Annotated in this window: 1 protein-coding gene; it reads left to right on the plus strand. The window is 61.1% G+C overall.

Annotation, left to right across the window (positions count from 1 at the left end; all coding sequences use genetic code 11):
- Positions 1-211 precede the first annotated feature (211 nt).
- Complete coding sequence (locus tag VFL62_RS26660; protein WP_325175388.1) at positions 212-1,834, plus strand: hypothetical protein; 1,623 nt, start codon at positions 212-214, stop codon at positions 1,832-1,834.
- Positions 1,835-2,015: the final 181 nt, after the last annotated feature.

The following is a 2,015-nucleotide window of genomic DNA, read 5'->3' on the forward strand; positions in this document are numbered from 1 at the left end:
GCTGGGGGCGAATTTTGGGGCGCACAACTCTGATAGCCGAGTAACGGCCAGCTCCGCCCCCGGCAGGATCTCCGATTGCCAGGTGGTGTCGAAATAGCGGATGCGGAACAACCTACGCTTTTTCGCAGACGGGGCAGCGAAAAAGTGGCCCCTGCGGGGCAGTTTGAGACGACCGGCGGGGTAGCTGTACCCTGCCGGGATGACGGATCGGTTGAGCACCCTCTATCAGGATCTGCTGAGCGGCAGCTACGACTGCGTCGATCGCATCGTCCTGAACGCCTATTTCCGGATGGGGCATAGTCCCGGCGGGTTCCGCGTGTGGTGGCAGGCGCTCACCGGGTCAGACGCGACGCTAGAGAACGCCTATCTGATGCGGATGGCCGGCCGCTTCAGCCGTCGCGTTCGCGGCTATGCCAAGGCGCACGGCATTCCCGTAATCGACTGTTTGGCAGGGCAGCGCAAACACGATTTGGCCGAAGAATATCTGGCCAAGACGACGGTCACCCAGGGCTTGTTTCTGGTCCTGGTTGGCCGCGCCCAAGCGCCGGTGTGGGACGTCAGCGCCAAGCACCACATCGAACGAAAAAAGCCGATGCCTTACGTCAACCACTATTCGTTCCACATTCTCGACCCCAACTGGGGCCATCTAACAATCAAGATCAGCGGGCATCCGCCGTTCCCGGCCCAGGTGATGCTGAACGGCCACGAATACGTCGCCCGCCAGGCGCGCAGGGCGGGCTTGCGCTTTACCAAGGAAGGCAACTGCTTTACGACGATCTCCGACGCCGCAGGCTTGGCCAAGATCGCAGACACCTTGTCCGAGCCTCGGGCTATAGGGCGATTGGCCCAGGTCTGCGAGCGTTGGATCTACGGCTGCCTGTGCTTCGCGCTCGACTTCGACGAGCAGAAGCGCAGCGGCTTCCATTACCAGTACTCCAGTTATCAGATCGAATACAGTCGCAACCTGGTCTTCCAGGTGGGCGGGCATCTCGATCAGGTGTTTCAGGCTCTGATTGACCGCAGCCGCGCGCCCTTGGATCTGAACTCCATCAAAACGATCCTGGGAAACCGACGCCGCCCGAGATATCGCTCCCGAGCCAAGCGATCGGCCGAGTGGGAAGTGAGCGTCGAGAGACCTGCCTATGATCTGACGATCTTCAAGCTGCACTGCGGCAGGCTGACCCTCAAGATCTATAGCAAAGGCGAACGTGTGCTTCGTATCGAGGCCGTGGCTCATAACACGCAAGAGCTCAACTGCGGCCGCTCGCTCGACAAGTTCCCCGAGGTGGTCGCGCGATTGAAGGGCGTGCTCGGGCGATTTGCCGATGCCTTGAGCTGCATCGATCAGTGCTTTATCGCCGATGACATGCTTGAGCAGCTCCCGGCCGCTGCCCAGGTCGGCAAAACCATCGTCGGCGGCATTGATCTCAACAAGGCGCGCATGCGTGCGGTCGTCGAAGCGGTGATCGCTTTGTCGCCCTCACCCAACGGCTTCACCGCCTCCGATGTCGCCGCCCGGGTGCGCTCCATCGGTAATGACCGCCACGCGCAATACGGTCCCCGTCACGCCGCTTACGATCTCAAAAAACTTCGCGGCAAGCACATCATTTGCCGCATCGGCCGCACCCGCCGCTACGAGCCGCTTCCCAGCGGCCTCCGGGCGATAACCGCCCTCGTCGTTCTCCACAACAAAGCCATCAAACCGCTGCTCGCCGCCGCCCGGCCCCTTCATCCAACCCGCGGGGCCCAAAACCCAAGACCGATCGATACCCACTACCATGCCTTGCAACTCGCCATGCAAGGCGTCTTTCTCGAACTCGGGATCGCCGCTTGAGGATCGACAAAGTTTTTGTCGGACTTCGCCCCGAATCGACTAACCCGAGGTGGACAAGATTTCAGCGGGCGAGATCGCTAACCAGCGAAAAGGCTGAGTTGCGTCCGTCCTGGCCGCGGTAGACCTGCAGGTTTTCGAGGACGCGCTGGACATAAAGTCGGGTTTCGTCGATCGGGATCGT

The sequence above is a fragment of the Bradyrhizobium sp. genome (genome assembly GCF_035701725.1).
GTDB lineage: Bacteria > Pseudomonadota > Alphaproteobacteria > Rhizobiales > Xanthobacteraceae > Bradyrhizobium.